Origin of the sequence: Sulfitobacter sp. SK025, assembly GCF_003352105.1 — a bacterium.
GTDB classification, from domain to species: domain Bacteria; phylum Pseudomonadota; class Alphaproteobacteria; order Rhodobacterales; family Rhodobacteraceae; genus Sulfitobacter; species Sulfitobacter pontiacus.
In genome coordinates, this window is the sequence record NZ_CP025809.1 from 179,564 (window position 1) to 196,043 (window position 16,480).

The following is a 16,480-nucleotide window of genomic DNA, read 5'->3' on the forward strand; positions in this document are numbered from 1 at the left end:
GTGTTTACGTGCCGAGCGTTTGGTTCAGTATCTGAACGGCCAGTTGACCCAGCGGTTCTTGTATTCGCGGTAGATCCCCATCAGCCCTTCCGGTTCAAACCGCAGGAACAGGACGATCGTCAGCCCGTAGATGAAACCTTTCAATTCGAGCACTGAAACCGACCCCAGTGTACCCCCCATCGACCCGATGACATAGTTCAGGACTTCGGCCAGCCCTAACACGAACACGACGCCGATCACCGCCCCGGCGGTAGAACCGAGCCCTCCGACGATGATCATGGAGACGGCTTCGATGGAAATCACCAGGCTGAAGCTGTCCACATTCACAAACCGGATGTGGTAGGCCATCAATGCACCCGCCACGCCGACGTAGAACGAGCTGACCACAAAGGCATAGAGCTTGTACCGCGCCACAGGTACACCCATCACACGCGCCGCGATGTCCTGCTCGCGGATCGCCAGAAACGCACGGCCTATTCGGCTGCGTTTGATGTTTGCAGAGCCGAGGATCGCCAGCGTCAGGATTGCCAGGATGAGATAGTAGAAGGATTTGTCTGTCGCGAGTTCCACCCCGAAGATCGCGGGTTTCGGCGTTGATATTCCCGACGAGCCATGCGTGATGCTTTCGGCACTCAGGATGATATGCGTGATAATGATGGTAAAGGCCATCGTGGTGATCGCCAGATACAGACCCTTCAGGCGCAACGACGGTATCCCGACTATCAAACCGAAGGCGGCTGCCATCAGCCCGCTGGCGGGCAGACAGAGCCACAGTGGCATACCGTAGTCGGCCGACAGGACCGCCGCCGTATAGCCACCGACCGCCAGAAATCCGGCCTGGCCGAATGAAATCAGACCCGTCGTTCCGGTCAGGAGATTGAGACCGATGACCCCCACCGCCGCAATCATCATTCCGTTGACCAGGGATGTGAGGTGATTGGTCAGCAATAACGGAGCGACGAGCGCCGCGAGCACGAGTGCGACTGTCCAATAGGTCTGCGTCGGATTGCGGTAAAGCGATATCAGCTCGCTATAGCTTTCCTCGAATACACCGGTGCGCATGGATTAAACCCTTTCGATCTCGGGCGTTCCGAACAACCCGTAGGGGCGGATCATGAGAACCACCAGAATGACGAGGAACCCGGAGATTTCCTTGAGTCCTTGTCCGATGTAACCTTCGGACAGGTTTTCAAGGACACCGATGAGAATACCGGATATCGCGGCACCAAAGACGGAATCCAGTCCGCCGAGAATTACGGCCGGAAATGCGCGCAGGCCTTGCGTCCACAGGTCAGGGCCAAGGCCATAGATCGTCCCCAGCAGAACGCCCGAAATCCCGGCGATGACCGCGGCAATCGCCCAGGCGATTGCGTAGACATGCGTCACGTTTATTCCCATCAGCAATGCAGTGGTCTCGCGCGCGGCAGTGGCCCGCATTGCGACGCCCATGCGCGAAAACCGGAGAAATACCCACATTCCGAGCACACAGAAGGCGAGCAAACCGATGGCGTAAAGTTGGGATGTATAGAGGAACACCAAGCCGAATTCGACGCCGCTGTCGCCGATGTCAGTCGGCAGGAGCAGTGGATCGGCTCCCCAGATCAGAACCACCACCGCACGGATCATCACCGCAAGGCCGATGGTCACCATTACGGTCGAAAACACGTCCTGGCCCAGCATCGGGCGGATAAACACCCGCTCGATCACCAGTCCAACGATGGCGGAAATGAAGACGCAGACCAGCAAAAGGCCCCAGAACGGAAGCGTCCATGAGCTGGCGATGGAAAACGCCATATAGGATATCAGCATCATGATTTCGCCATGGGCGAAATTGACGACACTTGTAGCCTTGAATATCAGGGCATAGCCCATTCCGATAAGACCATAGATCACGCCGATGGCGATCCCCGAAACGGTCAGCAATATGAAATAGTCCACGTTTTTCCCCTTAGCCGTAGATTTCCGCCATTTCGGTTTCGAACTTTTTCTCGATGACATTGCGCCGCACTTTCTGGGTTGCGGTCATTTCGCCATCGTCGTGGTCAAGCTGCTTTTTCAAAAGGACGAATTTCCGGATGTTCTCGACACGGGCAAACGCGTCATTCACCCGCGCCACTTCCTTGGAAACAAGGTCTATGACGGGTTCCAGACTGGAAAGGTGGCTGAATGTGGTATAGGCCATCCCCTGAGCCTGAGCCCATTTTCCCACCGTATCGTAGTCGATCTGTAGCAGCGCCCCGAGAAAGTTCCGCCCCTCGCCGACGACGATCGCCTCGGCGATGTAGATCGAATCTTTCAGGGCGTTCTCGATTTCGGACGGTGTAATATTCTTGCCGCCCGACGTGATGATGATCGACTTCTTTCGATCGACGATGGCAATTTCACCGTTATCGAGTTGTTCGACCACATCACCCGTCTGCAACCAGCCATCGACGACGGTTTCTTCTGTAGCTTTCTGATTGTCGAGATAGCCGAGAAAAACACTGGGATGCTTGATCTCGAGTTCGCCATCGTCGGCAATTCTGTATTGCAAACCCGGAGCGGCGACGCCCGAAGCCCCGACGATGGCTTTGTCAGCATTCTGAAAGAACGCCAGACCTGCCGACTCAGTCATGCCATAAACCTGATAGAGCGGCACGCCGATCACCCGGAAGAACCGGACAACCTCGGGTGAAATGGATGCGCCTCCCACAAAACCGCAATGGACCTTGTCAATTCCCATGAACCTTTTCAGTGGATTGAAGACAAGGATCTTTGCTGCAAAGTGTTTGACCCGTTCGACCGGGGTCAACCGCCCGCCCGCTTCGATCTTGCGGAAATGCGTCTGGCCGAGATCGAGGCCCCAATTATAGATTCGTCTGGCAAGGGGCCGCGCGTCCTGAATTCTGATCGATGCGCTGTATTGCAGTTTTTCCCAGATTCGCGGTACGCCCAGAAAGACCTTCGGTGCAATTTCCCGAAGATTGACCTGAACGGTATCGATGGATTCCGCGAAATTCACCTGACCGCCGATCATCAGGCTCAGGATCGTCGAGAATATCCGTTCCGCAACATGGCAAAGCGGCAGATAACAAACGACCGAATACCGGTCGCGCGTCAGGTTGAACTGGGAAATCAGCGGGAAAGATGCCACGAGCAGGTTCCGATGCGAAAGCAAGGCACCCTTCGGCGGTCCGGTCGTGCCCGATGTATAGACCACGACCGCAGGATCGTCGGGCTTGGTTTCCCTGATGCATTCACCAAAGAAATCCACATCCTCAGGATGGCTCGATACATGGTCCCGCCCGGCCTGGACCACCTCTTCGAACGATCTCAGGCGCGTTCGATCATAGGCGCGCATTCCCTTCATATCGACGCATACGATCAACTTGAGATCCGGAAAGGCCCCGTTGTTCGCTTCGGCATCCAGAACCTTGTCGACCTGTTCCTGATCCCCGCAGACGACGACGCTGCTTTTGGAATGGCGAAGGATATAGTCAAGTTCCGGCCAGGGGTTGGTCGGATAGACGCCGACAGTCATTCCCCCCAGTGCTTGCGCTGCGATGTCGGAATACAGCCATTCCGGAGTGTCCTCGCTGGCAATTGCCAGACGATCGCCGCGCCCGAATCCCGAAGCATGAAGACCAAGGGCAAAAAATCGGACACGTTCAAAATAGCCGGCCCAGGTGACCCGGTTCCAGATCCCCAGATCCTTTTCCCGAATGGCAAGTTCATCGGGTATGTTTTCGGCCCAGTGCATCAATAGCTGCGGTAGCGTGTGATCGCCGGCCTTCAGGCGCGCATCAAGATCGTTCAATGAACCGCCTCCGTATCTTCCTGTAGCTTATGTCCGAGGTAAGCCTCGATTACGTGTGGATCCGCCCGTATTTCATCGGGCGTGCCATAGGCAATTCGCTCGCCGAAATTCATAACGGCGATATGGTCGGAGATATCTGTAACGATTCCCATATCGTGCTCGATCATCATGACTGTGATCTCCAGTTCCTCTTTCAGGTCGAGAATGAAGCGGGCAATGTCTTCCGTTTCTTCGGCATTCATCCCGGAAACCATCTCATCGAGAAGCAGCAACTTTGGTTCGGTTGCCAGGGCCCGCCCCAGTTCGACCCGTTTCTGCAATCCGTAGGCCAGTGCACCGACGGGCACGTCCCGAACGTGCTGAATTTCGAGAAAATCGATGATCTCTTCGACCCTTTTGCGGTGTGCCCGCTCGGCGGCGCGCGTGGTCGGACCGAAGAGCAACCCGCCCAGCACGCTGGTCTTCATATGACTGTGGCGCCCCACCAGCAGGTTGTCGACAACGCTGGCATGTTTGAACACGGCCAGGTTCTGGAAGGTACGCCCCATTCCGAGCGGGGCGATCCGGTGCGGAGCGGTCCGGGTGATATCGTTGCCATCGAGCGTGATCGTTCCGGAGGTCACTGGAAGAACCCGGCTGATCAGGTTGAACATCGTCGTCTTACCGGCACCGTTCGGACCGATCAGACTGAAGATTTCGCCCTTGAGAACCGGAAATCCGACACCGTTGACAGCCGTGACACCGCCGAATTTCTTGACCAGATTATCGACCTGCAACAGTACGGTCATGACAGCCACCTCTTGCGTCTCTTGTAATGCTTCACATCGCGCATGTTGCGGCGGTGGCCCGATTCCGAGAAGCCGAGGTAGAACTCCTTGACGTCCTCGTTATCCATCAGCTTGTCCGGCGGCCCGTCCATCACTACCCTGCCGTTTTCAATGATATAAGCGTAGCTTGCGATCGACAGCGCCAGCTCGGCGTTCTGCTCGACCAGCAGGACGGAGACGTTGTTCTGTTTCGACAGGTCGCTCACGGCAGCAAAGATCTCTGCGATGATCTGCGGCGCGAGCCCAAGGCTGGGTTCGTCCAGCATCAGCAAACGCGGGCTGGACATAAGCGCGCGGCCGATCGCGACCATCTGCTGTTCGCCGCCCGACAGATAACCCGCGATGGTGCTGCGTTTCTCTTTCACGCGAGGAAAAATATCGAACACGTTTTCCAACGCTTCCGTCGCCCCGGAACGGCTTCGGGTGATGCCGCCCATCATCAGGTTTTCCTCGACGGTCAGGGGCTCGAACAATTGCCGTCCTTCGGGAACCATCACGACGCCGCTGCGCACGATTTCGTCAGGTTTGCGGCCAATCAGGCTTTCGCCGTTGAGCGTAATCGTACCGCCGATGATATCGCCATCCTCGGGATAGAGCACGCCGGATATTCCCTTCAGAATCGTCGATTTTCCGGCCCCGTTCGATCCCAGTAGCGTAACGATTTGACCCTCGTCGACCGATAGGGATGCATCGCGTACCGCCTCGATTACGTTGTCATAGACAATCTGGACGTTGTTCACATTCAACATCAGGCGGCACTTTCTTTTGTCATAGCCAACCCGTCATTTTCGGCGAGTTTTGCCGGTACGGGGATTTCGATGTCGAGGAGCATTTGTGCGAAGCCCTTGCCCTGGGGGTCGATGCGGACCGAGGCGATGCCGCCGCCGCCGAGGGACTCATGCAGCAGGAAGTTCAGCGCATGGCTTCCGGGCAGATCGAAGCGTTCGACCGGGCCGTTGCACAGGTGGGCGAAATAGGTTTTCACCGCGTCTTCGGTGAGGGCGGATCGGATGTAGGGCAGGTAATCGGGCTTGCGGGCCATGATACCGATATTGGCGATGTCGCCCTTGTCGCCCGAACGGCCCCAGGCCAGTTCGACCAGGCGCACCTTGACGGCATCGGGGCCCGCGTCGCGGCTGTCGGCCGGCGGCGTGGCGGGCGGATCAAGCCGCACCTCCCTGGTGGCGACGGTGACTGGCACATCCTTGCCATCGACCTCGACCGCAACGGGCGTGTCGGCCTTGTCCTGCAGGAAGGAAAACAGCCGCACCACCGGCTGTACCTTGGGCCGTCCGGCGTAGAACCCGGTCAGACCCTGCGCAGTGGAAATGGCCATTGGCGCGATTTCACCGGCAAAGATGTTCAGCGCGCTGCGCTCCTCATGTGCCACGCCGATCTTGAGCACCACTTCGCGGGTCCGGGCGCGGGCGTTGGCGCCATAGGCGGCTTCGGCGCCCAGAACCTCGACGCTCACCTGCCGGAAATCGCCCAGGTTCTTGTTGCGGAAAATCCGGCGGCAGCGGGTCAGGATCGCCTCGGCCACGCGCTCGGCCTTGGCCGGGGCGTCGATGGCGGCGAGCGTCAGGGTGGTGACCGCGCGCCAGCCGTCGGCATAGGTCGCCGACACCTTGTAGCTGCCGGTGCGCCCCAGCCCCTTGCCGCCCTTGACCCGCACCCGATCGGGGCCGATCTGTTCGAGCGTGACACCGGACCAGTCGCAGATCACGTCGGGCAGCAGATAGGCCCGTGGATCGCCGATTTCATAGAGCATCTGTTCGCCGGCCGAACCGGGCGACACCAGACCGCCGGTATCGGCCGTCTTGGTCATGACAAAACTGCCGTCTTCGGACACCTCGACGATGGGCATCCCCATGTCGTCCCAGCCCGATACGTCCTGCCAGTCGGTGAAATTGCCCCCCGTCCCCTGCGGGCCGCATTCGATCAGATGGCCCGCCAGGGACCCCTGGCTGAGCTTGTCCCAATCTTCGTCTTTCCAGCCGAATTCGTGCATCAAAGGGCCTAGCGCCACGGCACTGTCGGCGCAGCGCCCGGTGATCACGATGTCGGCCCCGGCGTCCAGCGCGGTCGCGATGGGGCGCGCGCCCAGATAGGCGTTCATGCTCCAGATTTCGTCCGGAAAGGCCGCGCCGGAAAACATTTCGGTCACGCCGCGGTCGCGGATCGCATCCGCGCGCTCCATGAGGTCGTCGCCCAGCACGACACCGATGGACAGCTCGACCCCCGCCTCGGCGGCAGCCCTGGCGAGCGCGTCGCGGCAACCGCGCGGGTTCACCCCGCCGGCATTGGCCACCACCTTGATCCCCCTGGCCTTGATATCCTCAAGCCAGGGCACCAGCGCCTTGACGAAATCGGGCGCAAAGCCCGCCTCCGGCGTCTTCGCCCGCGCCCGCGCCATCAGCGACATCGTCACCTCGGCCAGGTAATCGAACACCAGATAGTCGATGTCGCCCTTGGACACCAACTGGCCAATGGCCTCCGGCGTGTCACCCCAGAAACCCGAAGCGCACCCGATGCGCAGTTGTCGATCCGACATATACCCCCCTATCTGCCCGTCCATTCCGGCGCGCGCTTTGTGTCACGAACAGCACGCTGTCCGGCCCGAAAAGCCGTGAATGCCGCCCGTAGCTGCAGAAATCCCGAAGGACGCTCTCTTTCGATTACGTCCGATGGCTCCCGTTTCCGCACCGCGCGCAACGGCGTCAAATCGCAAAAAGCGCGGCTTGCAAATATTTCTAACATATGTTTGATTTTGGTCAACAGGTCAATCTGACATTCTGCTCGGGAGGAAAACCATGAACAGTCAAGACAGTACGGTGATGGCCGATCTGCAAGCCATCAGGGCAAACTACTCGCTGACCAGCGAGCAGCGACAGATCGTCGATCACGTGGATCGCGTATCGCGCGAGGTGCTGCACCCGCTGCAGGCGCGTATGGACGCTGAGGATTGGTGGCCTGACGATCTGTTCAAGCAGATGGGAGAGCTTGGCCTTCTGGGGATCACTGCGCCCGAGGAAATGGGCGGCTCCGGTCAGAATGAATTCACCCAGGCGCTGGTGTCCGAAGTGATCTCGAAATGGAATCCGGCGGTGGGTCTGTCGCACGGGGCACACGACAACCTGTGTCTGAACAACCTGCTGCGCAACGGCTCCGAGGAGCAGGTAAAGAAGTATGTGCCTGGCCTGTGTTCCGGTGATCTGGTCGGAGCCCTGGGGCTGACCGAACCCGGCGCGGGCTCGGATGCGCTTGGCTCCATGGCCACCACCGCGCGCCGCGACGGTGACGACTATATCATCAACGGCTCGAAGATTTACATCACGAACGGGCCGATCGCCGATGTGGTCCTGCTTTATGCCAAGACTGACAAATCCAAGGGCGCCAAGGGCATTTCGGCGTTTATCATCGAAACCGACAATCCCGGGTTCAAGGTAGCGCAGAAGCTGGACAAGATGGGCTTTCGCGGCTCGCCAACCGGCGAGCTGGTGTTCGACGAGTGCCGCGTGCCGGCGTCTGCCATGGTGGGTGCCGAAAACAGCGGTGTATCAGTGGTGATGAGCGGGTTGGATCTGGAGCGCGCGATGGTCACTTCTGTCTGCGTCGGCATGGCCGAGCGGGCGCTGGAACTGGGTCTGGAGTATGCAAAGATCCGCGAACAATTCGGCAAACCCATCGCAAGTTTCCAAATGGTTCAGTCGAAACTGGCCGAGATTTACACCGAGGTCGAAACCGCCCGCGCCTTCAGCTATCGCGCGCTGGCGGCCTGTGTCGGTTTGCCCAAGGGGGCCGGAGGACGTGGCGAGATTCACAAGCTGACCGCCGCCGCCTGCCTTTATGCGGGCGAAGCGTTCAACAAGGCCGTCACCGAAGCCTGCCACATCCATGGCGGTTCGGGTTACATGCAGGACACCGAGATCAACCGGTTGTTCCGCGCCAACAAACTTTTGGAGATCGGTGCGGGCACCAGTGAAGTCCGCAAGATCATCATCGCCGAAGAACTTTTGCGCGCCTGAGGGAGGACCCAGCCATGAACAAGCAATTACGCAACGACATCGACCTTCCAACACATTTCATGACCGATGAACAGCAGGCGCTGGCCGATCAGGCCGGCAAGTTCTTCATGTCGGAGTTTCATCATCTGAACGCGGAAATGGACGACACCGATGATCTGCCGCCTTCGGTCTTTCCCAAGCTGGGCGAGATGGGGTATCTTGGCCTCAACGTGCCGCCGGAATACGGCGGGGCCGGGCTCGATTTCACGTCGGCCTGCATCATAAGCGAGGAATTGTCGCGCGCCTCTGCCGCGATCGGTCTTAGCCAGGTGGCGCATGATAACCTGTGCGTCAACAATATCTATCGCAACGCCAGTGAGGATCTGCGCCGCAAGTATTTGCCCGGGCTGTGCGACGGCACGCTGATCGGCGCTTTGGGCCTGACCGAACCCGGTGCCGGCTCCGATGCGCTTGGCTCGATGCGGACCACGGCGAAAAAGGATGGCGACGACTATATTCTGAACGGCGCCAAGATCTACATCACCAACGGGCCGATTGCGGATCTGGTGCTGGTCTATGCCAAGACCTCGCCCGAAAAGGGGGCCAAGGGCATTTCCGCCTTTATCGTGGAAACCGACACGCCCGGCTTCAAGGTGGCTCAGAAGCTCAACAAGATGGGGTTCCGCGGATCGCCGACCGGCGAATTGGTGTTCGAGGATTGCCGTGTGCCCGCCAAGAACATGGTCGGCAAGCTGGATGGTGGTGTTGCGGTGACAATGTCGGGGCTGGACCTGGAGCGCGCTATCGTCTGTTTCAATGCTCTGGGCATTGCGCAGCGGGCGCTTGATATCTCTATCGATTACGCCAAGACGCGCAAACAGTTCGACAAGCCGATCGCCAGTTTCCAGATGGTGCAGGCGATGCTGGCCGACATGTACACACGGATCGAGGCGGCGCGCAGTCTGTCACTGAAAACCGTCGCCATGTGCGAAGGTCTGGAAGAAGGCGAAGGCGGGCGCGGCGAAATTCACAAGCTGACGGCAGCGGCGATCTTCAAGGCTGCCGAGGCGACATCATTTGTGCTGGACAAGGCCGTTCAGATCCATGGCGGATCGGGCTATATGCGCGATACGGAAGTGAACCGGCTTTACCGGACCGGGCGCGTGCTCGAGGTCGGTGCGGGCACTCAGGAAGTGCGCAAGCTGATCATCGCCGGCGAGCTTCTTAAGGAATGAGGGGAAAGACATGAGCGACCGAAAGACACCGCGTTATGCCTCTGACCTCATGGCGGGTCAGGTGGCCCTCGTCACCGGTTCCGGATCGGGCATGGGCCGGGCCACGGCGCTTGAGATGGCGTCTTGCGGGGCCAGGCTGGCCCTGTTCGCACGCCGCGAGGAACCGCTGGAAGAAACCGCCGAGATGATTCGCACCGCGGGGGGCGAGGCGTTTGTCGTGCCCGGCGACACCCGCGATGAGGACAGTATCGAAACCGCGATGGGGCGGATCAAGGAGCACTACGGACAGCTTGACGTTCTGGTGAACAATGCGGGTGGTCAGTATATTGCCTCGGCTCGCGACATCACGAACAAGGGTTTCGAGGCGGTGATTCGCAACAACCTGATCGGGTCGTGGCAGATGACCCGCGCGGCGGCGGATCATTTCATGTATGACTCCGGCGGCTCGGTCGTATTCGTTACCGCGATTTCGGGCCGTACCGCCCTGACCGGTTTCGCGCATACCGTTGCTGCACGCGCCGGCGTGACCGGGATGATGAAGACACTGGCCGCCGAATGGGGCGAATACGGGATTCGTCTGAACTGCGTCGCGCCGGGCACGATCAAGACCGACGCGCTCGGCCGCTATCCCATTCCGCCAGACCGGTGGAAGGATCTGAACCGGTCGGTCCTGAATCGCATGGGCGCGGCAGAGGACATCGCGGGTACGATCATCTTTCTTGCGTCCGATTTAGGGAATTTCATTACCGGCGAGGATATCTATGTTGACGGCGGTGAAACACTACATATGGGCCACGATGCCCGCGACATGATCAATCCGGACATGTTCGAGAAACGAGAGCGCGGAGACGGGAAAAATGAGTGAACCCAATGTCCTTCTGGATATCAAAGACCGCATCGCGACTGTTACCCTGAATGACCCGGAACGCCGTAATCCGATTACCGGAAACGATATGATCGAGGCACTTCTGGAAAAGTTTGCAAAAGTGCAGGCCGACCCCGAAGTCAGCGTCATGATCCTCACGGGTGCTGGTTCTGCTTTTTGTGCGGGCGGCGACATCAAGGAGATGAACGACCCCGACGGTGTTTTTCGAAAGGAGCCGTTGGCGGCGGCGCAAAGCTATGTCGACGGCGTGCAGAAATTGCCGCAGGCGCTTTACAACCTCGATATTCCGACCATTGCAGCGGTCAACGGTGCGGCGGTCGGTGCGGGGTGTGACCTGACCATGATGTGCGACATGCGCATTGCGTCGGAAAAGGCGAAGTTCGGCGAGGTGTTTCTGAACCTCGGGATCATTCCGGGCGACGCGGGCAGCTGGTTTCTACTGCGCCGTCTGGGCCACCAAAGGGCAGCCGATCTGACGTTTTCGGGCCGCATGGTCGCGGCCGATGAGGCGCTGGAGATCGGCATGGTGCTGGAGGTAGTGCCGCATGACACCCTGTTGGAGCGTGCCCGCGAACGTGCAGCGGTGATTGCTGCGAAACCGCCACGGGCGGTACGGATCGCCAAGCGCCTGATGCGCAACGCCGAACGGATGGATTTGCCGGATTTCCTGAATTCCGCGGCGGCCTATCAGGCCTTGATGCATCAGACCGAGGACCACCATGAGGCAGTCTCTGCGTTCATCGAGAAACGAAAACCCCACTTCACGGGGCGTTAAGGAAAGAACGCATGGCTGATATCAGCAGAGAATATATGGAGCAGATCGCGCAAATGTGGAATGCGCGCGGCAAGGGTCTGATTACCCACATGGCGCTCGAGATCGAAAAGGTGTCGAGCGAAGGCGTTCGGGTGCGGATGCCGTTCAATCCGGACTTTTGTGTGGATAAGGATCAGACCCTGCTTCACGGTGGCATTCTGACCGCTTTGTTGGACAGTGTTTTCGGGTTGGCGAACTTTGTGACCATCAAGGGGGTCAGCTCGATGGCGACCCTGGACCTCAGGGTTGATTATCTGCGGGCCGCGCGGTCGCGCGCAGACGTCATCGTCAGCGCGCATTGTTTTCGGAAAACCCGCCATATCGCCTTTAATGCCGGCAACATCTGGTTCGATGGCCACGAGGATGCGGAAATCGCCCGTGGAACCGCCTCGTTCGCTTTGACCCGCGGTGACACCAGCCTTCTAGAAGCGATGACCAAAGGAAAAGCCTCGTAATGAACTTGCAAACCGTCAATGCCAACGTGGCCAGGGTGCCGTTTTTCCGGTTTCTGAATTTCGAGGTTCAGAGCATGGACGACTTTCATGCCGAAGCCGAGATGACTTTTGAAGCTCATCATATCGGAAACCCGATCATGGAGCATTATCATGGCGGCATCATTGCCAGCTTCATGGAAGCGACAGCCGCTATTGCCGTCCAACCTGATTTCACCGAAGTTCCGGCCAAGCCGATCAATCTGACCGTGGATTATCTTCGGCCTGGTGTGAAGGGTCCGCTCTATGCCCGTGCGAATGTCACCCGCAAGGGCAAGCGTATCGCGAGTGTCAGTGTAATTACATGGCAGACGGGTCGGGAAAAACAGGTTGCAGAAGGACTGTATCACTTCCTGTTGGTCTGATCACAACCGTTGAACGGTCAGTTGGCCGTTTCGTGTTCGGTGTAGGGGGTCGCCTCTCTTGAGCAAACCCCTTCGAGCAGCAATTTGATGAGCATGCCGGAGAATTCGGGCAGCGAAAGATACCCGTCTTTTGCGGGTTCATTCGGGTCGAACCACTCCACCGTCCAGTTCAATGCCCCCAGCATCACCTGGCGCAATGGGACGATCTTGATATCCGACCGGATGGCACCGTCATCCTGCGCTTCGCGCAGGATCCTGTCCCACAGTCTTCCGTATTCATGACGAATTCCTCTGTGCCGTTCCCTGAAACTGTTGGGTAGCATCCCATAGCTTCGGATGTTCGCAGACGTGAACTCGCTCGCCTTGAAAAGAAAATCCAGATGCGTCCAGATTGCTGTCGCTATCCTTGCGTGATGATCGTAAGGGGGCTCAAATTCCTGAACTGCTGCGCTGACACCCGTCAGAAGGTCGCTCAACCCGGCGTTCAGAACCTCGTCCACGATAGCTTCCTTGGACTTGAAATGGTAGTAGACGCTGCCCGCCTTCATCTCCGCTTCGTCGGCAATCTGTCTCAGCGTGGTTGCTTTGTAACCATTGTCCCTGAGAACGCGCGCCGCGGCGATCAGGATTTCCGCGCGGGTTTTCTCGGCCTTGCCGATGGGGTCGGGGATGTCGACAGAGTTGGCGGCGTTCGTCTTTAGTCCTGTCGTAACGACCATGTGCCGGGAACACATTCCATCAAGTATCAGCTTGCTCATGCGTTCGGCGAGAACATGCACCGGATACCGATCCACATCATACCATTCCACTGTCCAGTTCATGGCACTCAGTATGAACTGGCGGATTGCAGCCACGGAGATGTCGACCCTCAGGTGGCCCGCATTTTTCGCATTATTCAAAAAGCAACTCCAGACCCGCGCATAAGCCGCGCGCAACTCACGGTGCGGAGCGCGTGCCTCATCGGACAACATCGGGTAGTTGCGGATATTGGCAGAGGTAAAGTCGCTGTCGGTCAGCAGATAGGTCAGGTGCGTTTCGATGAGCAATGCAAAGGTCTTGCGAAAATCATGGGAATCCCCCTTCGTCGACCGGACGATCTCACTGACTTTCTCGTAGAGTTGCCGCACACCAATATCCAGAACCTCGCTCAGAATCTGGTCTTTGGATTGAAAATGGTAATAGATACTTCCGGCTTCTATGCCGGATACCTGCGCAATGTCGCGCATCGTCGTGGCGTTGTAGCCTTCGTGCCGGAACAGGCGAGCGGCCGCAACGAGGATACCGCCTCGTGTCCGCTCCGACTTGCTCATTTCATCGTCGGTTCTCTTGATGGCATCAGTATATCTCACCATTCGTTGTCGATACTGAACAGTCACAACACTGTCCATTGTAATAAATCTAACAACTGTTAGAATACACCAAAGAAGGCTTCGAATCAAGTTCTTTGCCAAGATGTAAGCGGAAGAGGAGGATCTCTCTATGCGAGGGTTGAATGGAAAACGTGTAATCCTGACAGGTGGCGGTAGCGGCATCGGTCGGGCCGTATGTGAACGGTTCGGCGAAGAAGGTGCCGAAGTCGCCGTTTTCGATATGAACGAAGAGGGGGCGCAGGAAACTGTCCAGCATATTCTGGACGCCGGAGGCAAAGCGAAGGCGTTCAAAGTGGACATTACCGACCGTGCTCAGGTCGACAAGGCGGTGGCCGAGTTCGAGGCCGGCGGGCCGGTCGACATCCTTGTGAACAACGCAGGTTGGGATGTGGTCAAGCCGTTCCTCGACAGCGATGCAGAACACTGGAAGAAGCTTATCGACATCAATCTATATGGGCCGTTGAACATGCATCACGCTGTACTCCCCGGTATGGTCGAGAATGGTAAAGGCCGCGTGGTCAACATCGCCTCCGACGCCGGTCGCGTGGGATCATCGGGAGAGTCCGTTTATGCAGCCTGCAAGGGGGGAATAATTGCATTTACCAAGACTGTCGCGCGTGAACTGGCTCGCAAGGGCATCCAGTTGAATGCAGTTGCACCCGGTCCGACCGACACACCGCTTCTTGCCCAATTCGCCCAGGGCGATACCGGTGCCAAGATCGCCGAAGGCCTCAAACGGGCCATACCGATGAAACGCCTTGGCCAGCCAAGTGACTATCCCGGGATCATTTGTTTCCTGGCGTCGGATGATGCCGGATTTATCACCGGCCAGGTTATTTCGGTTTCCGGTGGCTTGTCGATGCACGGTTGATCGCCTGGCAGCCGTGCTTGCTCTAATGCGCCGCTGCCAAGCCATTTCCGAAGTTACCTCCCCAACTGGTCGCGCCTTCAGTGCGGCCTTTTTTCATTGACGAAAGATGACAAATAACCCGGTAGCCTCCGAGATTAAGCGGTTCAGCGCGGTTGCCGCTTTTTCGGATGGCTCTGGCACTACCACCGCCGAGTACCCGGCGCGCTATACCGAAACCCTGAATGCCATCACGGCCCTTTGAAAGGAAACGGAATGATTACTGTATTTGGAGCAACCGGCACCACCGGCGCCCCCCTTGTCGATACACTGTTGGCAAAGGGCGCCAAAGTGCGTGCTGTCACCAGCGATCCGAGCAAGCTCGACAAACTCAGGGACAAGGGATGCGAGGCGGTCACTGCAAGCTTCTCCGACCTTGCCGCGCTCGAACAGGCTTGCACCGGGGCGGACAGGATCTATCTGGTCACGCCTGCGCATCTGGACATGCGCCAATGGAAAGCAAACGCGATTGCGGCGGCCAAGTCAGCAGGCGTGCAGCACGTCGTTCTGGCCACCGGGCTTGGGGCATCGCCCAAGGCAGGGCTGACCTTTGGCAAGTGGCATTCCGAAGCTCAGGAGCTGCTGAAGGAAAGCGGGCTGGACTGGACCTTTATCCAGCCGACCTATTTCATGCAGAACCTGCTGTGGCAGGCCGACAGTATCGCGAAGACCGGCGTCTATCATGATGATCTTGGCGGGCCGGTGTCTTGGATCGACGCCCGCGACATTGCCGAGGTCGCTGCCGAGGCGCTGACCGGCGCAGGCCACGCGGGCAAGGGTTATGGCCTGACCGGGCCCGAAGCCCTGACCGGCGAAGATATTGCCGCTATCCTGTCAGACGAGACCGGACGCTCCATCACCTCAGCGCCCTTGTCGGCCGAGGACGCCAAGGCCGCGATGGTCGCCGGCGGGATGCAGGACGAGGTCGCTGCGGCCATGGTCGAACTGGCTTCCATCGCGCCCAAAGGTTACCTCGGCGGCATCGAGACCACCGTGAGCGACGTGCTCGGTCGTCCGGCGCGCTGCTTCCGCGATTTCGTTGCCGAGAATCGTGATGCTTTCGTCCGATAACTGGGTGGCGGTGCCGCTCTATCTTGAGCTGGCGCCGCCTGCGGACGCTGCGGCGCAGGTCGCCCATCTATTTGTGTTCCGCGACACCGGCGCGTTGAGCGGGCGCGGCAGCGGGCGTTTCGCTACGGATCTCTTCACCCTTTCGGTGACAGGTGGCGACAGGACGCAAATATCGCTTGCGCCACCCCGCCCGGATTTTACCCGCCGACAGTCTTCCTTTTGCGGCATCGTGGCCGGGCTACGGCTGTCGGCCCGACCGGAACATATGCCAGAGGCCGCAACGCTGACGCCCTTGGCATTGGCATTGGCCCGCGTTCGGGAGAGCGATGATGGCCTGCCATCGCTTGTTTCAGCGCTGGACGATGTTGCATGTAGGCTGAGCTTCGCGGCGCGTCCGAAGGCGGTTAGCGATCGGACCGAACGGCGCAGGACGCGCGCCGATACCGGGATTTCACGACGGCGGCTCACCGCCACCCGGCGATTTCGCCGGCTGCTGGAACAGCTCGCGGGCCCCACCCCGCCGTTGAGCGATCTGGCGCTGGACGCGGGCTACTACGATCAATCGCATATGTCGGCGGTCTGCCGGGCCTATGCCGGCAGACCGCCGGGTGCGCTGCGGTCTCTGGCGACCCCGCGCCCTTTTGGCCTTTCGTTACAAGATGCACGCCTCAAGAATCGGCTACGATTGCTCATCACGGATGAATGAAAGGA

At 58.8% G+C, this 16,480-nt stretch carries 17 protein-coding genes; 10 read left to right on the forward strand and 7 right to left on the reverse strand.

Annotation, left to right across the window (positions count from 1 at the left end; all coding sequences use genetic code 11):
• Positions 1 to 24 precede the first annotated feature (24 nt).
• From C1J04_RS15760 to C1J04_RS15785, 6 genes are read right to left on the reverse strand one after another with little or no spacing between them, the layout of a single operon-like run.
• Positions 25 to 1,062 carry a branched-chain amino acid ABC transporter permease gene (locus C1J04_RS15760; RefSeq protein ID WP_037932033.1) on the reverse strand — a complete coding sequence of 346 codons (1,038 nt, stop codon included), beginning with the start codon at positions 1,060 to 1,062 and terminating at the stop codon, positions 25 to 27.
• 3 nt (positions 1,063 to 1,065) lie between these two features.
• Positions 1,066 to 1,998, reverse strand: a complete 933-nt coding sequence (locus C1J04_RS15765; RefSeq protein ID WP_224769622.1) for a branched-chain amino acid ABC transporter permease — start codon at positions 1,996 to 1,998, stop codon at positions 1,066 to 1,068.
• Positions 1,949 to 3,796 (reverse strand): AMP-dependent synthetase/ligase, encoded by a 1,848-nt coding sequence (locus tag C1J04_RS15770; RefSeq protein WP_037932027.1) that lies wholly within the window; start codon positions 3,794 to 3,796, stop codon positions 1,949 to 1,951. Before C1J04_RS15770 ends, C1J04_RS15765 begins: the two co-directional genes overlap by 50 nt.
• Positions 3,793 to 4,584: an ABC transporter ATP-binding protein gene (locus C1J04_RS15775; RefSeq protein WP_037932024.1), complete on the reverse strand. Its 792-nt coding sequence runs from the start codon at positions 4,582 to 4,584 to the stop codon at positions 3,793 to 3,795. The genes C1J04_RS15770 and C1J04_RS15775 overlap by 4 nt, the downstream gene beginning before the upstream one ends.
• A complete protein-coding gene (locus C1J04_RS15780) occupies positions 4,581 to 5,372 on the reverse strand; it encodes an ABC transporter ATP-binding protein (protein ID WP_037932021.1) in 792 nt (263 codons plus the stop codon). Before C1J04_RS15780 ends, C1J04_RS15775 begins: the two co-directional genes overlap by 4 nt.
• Positions 5,372 to 7,177, reverse strand: a complete 1,806-nt coding sequence (locus C1J04_RS15785) for an acyclic terpene utilization AtuA family protein (protein ID WP_114865652.1) — start codon at positions 7,175 to 7,177, stop codon at positions 5,372 to 5,374. The genes C1J04_RS15780 and C1J04_RS15785 overlap by 1 nt, the downstream gene beginning before the upstream one ends.
• A gap of 259 nt (positions 7,178 to 7,436) precedes the next feature.
• On the opposite strand from C1J04_RS15785, the gene C1J04_RS15790 reads away from it, so the two are divergent.
• The 6 genes from C1J04_RS15790 to C1J04_RS15815 are packed head-to-tail and all read left to right on the forward strand — an operon-like array spanning position 7,437 to position 12,421.
• A complete protein-coding gene (locus C1J04_RS15790) occupies positions 7,437 to 8,651 on the forward strand; it encodes an acyl-CoA dehydrogenase family protein (RefSeq protein ID WP_114865536.1) in 1,215 nt (404 codons plus the stop codon).
• Positions 8,652 to 8,665: 14 nt separating this feature from the next.
• A complete protein-coding gene (locus tag C1J04_RS15795) occupies positions 8,666 to 9,865 on the forward strand; it encodes an acyl-CoA dehydrogenase family protein (protein WP_114865537.1) in 1,200 nt (399 codons plus the stop codon).
• Positions 9,866 to 9,875: 10 nt separating this feature from the next.
• Positions 9,876 to 10,730, forward strand: coding sequence for an SDR family NAD(P)-dependent oxidoreductase (locus C1J04_RS15800; protein ID WP_114865538.1), 855 nt, complete (start codon positions 9,876 to 9,878; stop codon positions 10,728 to 10,730).
• Positions 10,723 to 11,526: an enoyl-CoA hydratase-related protein gene (locus C1J04_RS15805; RefSeq protein WP_114865539.1), complete on the forward strand. Its 804-nt coding sequence runs from the start codon at positions 10,723 to 10,725 to the stop codon at positions 11,524 to 11,526. The genes C1J04_RS15800 and C1J04_RS15805 overlap by 8 nt, the downstream gene beginning before the upstream one ends.
• 11 nt (positions 11,527 to 11,537) lie before the next feature.
• On the forward strand, positions 11,538 to 12,020 hold the full coding sequence (locus C1J04_RS15810; RefSeq protein WP_114865540.1) for a PaaI family thioesterase: 483 nt from the start codon (positions 11,538 to 11,540) through the stop codon (positions 12,018 to 12,020).
• Positions 12,020 to 12,421: a PaaI family thioesterase gene (locus C1J04_RS15815; protein WP_037929788.1), complete on the forward strand. Its 402-nt coding sequence runs from the start codon at positions 12,020 to 12,022 to the stop codon at positions 12,419 to 12,421. The genes C1J04_RS15810 and C1J04_RS15815 overlap by 1 nt, the downstream gene beginning before the upstream one ends.
• Before the next feature lie 17 nt (positions 12,422 to 12,438).
• On the opposite strand, the gene C1J04_RS15820 is transcribed toward C1J04_RS15815, so the two are convergent.
• A complete protein-coding gene (locus tag C1J04_RS15820; protein WP_114865541.1) occupies positions 12,439 to 13,773 on the reverse strand; it encodes a TetR/AcrR family transcriptional regulator in 1,335 nt (444 codons plus the stop codon).
• A 127-nt stretch (positions 13,774 to 13,900) separates the two neighbouring features.
• On the opposite strand from C1J04_RS15820, the gene C1J04_RS15825 reads away from it, so the two are divergent.
• From C1J04_RS15825 to C1J04_RS15835, 4 genes are all read left to right on the forward strand, one after another.
• The gene (locus tag C1J04_RS15825; protein ID WP_114865542.1) at positions 13,901 to 14,662 is read left to right on the forward strand and encodes a glucose 1-dehydrogenase; all 762 of its coding nucleotides are present in this window, start codon (positions 13,901 to 13,903) and stop codon (positions 14,660 to 14,662) included.
• Positions 14,663 to 14,768: 106 nt separating this feature from the next.
• A complete protein-coding gene (locus C1J04_RS19705) occupies positions 14,769 to 14,903 on the forward strand; it encodes a hypothetical protein (protein ID WP_276319497.1) in 135 nt (44 codons plus the stop codon).
• An 11-nt stretch (positions 14,904 to 14,914) separates the two neighbouring features.
• The gene (locus C1J04_RS15830; RefSeq protein WP_114865543.1) at positions 14,915 to 15,769 is read left to right on the forward strand and encodes an NAD(P)H-binding protein; all 855 of its coding nucleotides are present in this window, start codon (positions 14,915 to 14,917) and stop codon (positions 15,767 to 15,769) included.
• Entirely contained in the window at positions 15,753 to 16,475 is a 723-nt protein-coding gene (locus C1J04_RS15835) for a helix-turn-helix domain-containing protein (protein WP_114865544.1), read from the forward strand. The genes C1J04_RS15830 and C1J04_RS15835 overlap by 17 nt, the downstream gene beginning before the upstream one ends.
• Positions 16,476 to 16,480 lie beyond the last annotated feature (5 nt).